Source organism: Vibrio sp. Vb1554, assembly GCF_033344235.1.
Map to the genome: position 1 here is coordinate 1 of NZ_JAWPOJ010000487.1, position 1016 is coordinate 1016.

The 1016-nt window shown below is 45.4% G+C and carries 1 protein-coding gene; it reads right to left on the reverse strand.

Annotation, left to right across the window (positions count from 1 at the left end):
* Positions 1–1016, reverse strand: a 1016-nt coding sequence (locus R8N28_RS27260; RefSeq protein ID WP_318183923.1) for a YjjI family glycine radical enzyme, incomplete at both ends; no start/stop codon positions are given.

A 1016-nucleotide genomic window follows, 5' to 3' on the forward strand; every position in this document is an offset into this window, starting at 1 on the left:
ACCGTAAGGCAGGCGCACACCTGGCGTTACATCCAGATCGAGACTGATACCACCTTGAGCATGCAACAACGCTTTGCCCTCTAAGCCATATCTCACAGGCGTAGAATCAACCAATTTCGCTAGTGTCGCTGAAATCTCATGGCCTAATGCATTTGCACGTTCATCTTGTCCATAGCGGGAAGTTTGCCCTTCTTTTTCAAGAAGTAAGTTGACCGCTTCAGCCATGCCATAAATGCCGTACATTGGCGCAAAGCGTGACTCTTCAATCAAGCCTTCTTGGGTTAAGAAGCCTTGGAAGAACTGTGATTGTTCATGCAAGTGCGAGCTTCTTGCGTCCATCAACTCCGTCATTAGTTGATGATACGTCGGTAATACATTACTGAAAAAATCGTCGCGACTTGCTGCACGTTTCGCCACTTCTTTTAGATTCATGCGTACAAGCGTGTTTGAACCACCAGCTAGCGGGAGTGAGTTGTAGCAACTGACGATACCAAACTGCGCTCCGTCATAAGCATTTGCGTGAATTGGGTAATTCGCAATATGAGGCTTGCTACACTCACAAATGTTTGTCGTCGCCTGACGTAACAAATCATCTGGAGTGATCGATTCGTCGTACATAAACGTGAGATTTGGTGCAATTTGCTTGAGCTCTGCGTCCACACGCAAAATAGTGCGACAGATAATGTTGTCTGTCGGCCCGATATTCACGTGCATGAAGGCATCCGGCAACGTGCGATCCAACATGATCCAGAAATGTCGAAGTTTTTTGTAAATCTGCGCTTCAGTTTGGTCGCCTACATAAGGCATCAGGACGTCGTCTAACTGCCCTAAATATACAGGAATATTAGTAACAGACGGCACATGATGGTAGATGATGGTAAGCATATTTAGCGCATCATCAAAATCTTCTGCAGGTGACAACTCCAAATACTCAGAGCCTTGAGATAAAAACTTCACATAGTCAGGTAAAACATAACGCGGTTTAAAAGGCGCATGACCTTCAAACATGTCACAAA